Annotated in this window: 1 protein-coding gene; it reads left to right on the top strand. The window is 46.0% G+C overall.

The genetic code is table 11. The features are described 5' to 3' along the window. Positions 1-346, top strand: a 346-nt coding sequence (locus tag A0739_RS09835) for an ATP-grasp domain-containing protein (RefSeq protein ID WP_155718985.1), incomplete at both ends; no start/stop codon positions are given.

The following is a 346-nucleotide window of genomic DNA, read 5'->3' as shown; positions in this document are numbered from 1 at the left end:
GTCCTGACCTATGAGTTTGAAAATGTTGATGCGGACGGTTTGGATGCCGTTATCAAGGATGGTCAGCTCTCTCAAGGGACGGACCTGCTCCGCATTTCTCAAAATCGGATTTTTGAAAAGGACTTTCTCGCAAACAAGGCTCAAGTTACCGTTGCACCCTACAAAGTCGTGACTTCTAGCCAAGAATTGGCAAATATTGACCTGTCCAAAAACTATGTTCTCAAGACTGCGACAGGTGGCTACGACGGACATGGTCAAAAGGTCATTCGCTCAGAAGCAGACTTGGAAGAAGCCTATGCACTAGCTGATTCAGCAGACTGCGTTTTGGAAGAATTTGTCAACTTTG

This window comes from Streptococcus oralis (assembly GCF_001588645.1).
In the GTDB taxonomy this organism is placed as follows: Bacteria; Bacillota; Bacilli; order Lactobacillales; family Streptococcaceae; genus Streptococcus; species Streptococcus oralis_AB.
The sequence above is the reverse complement of the archived record's forward strand: the minus strand, read 5'-3'. Positions and strand labels throughout refer to the sequence as shown.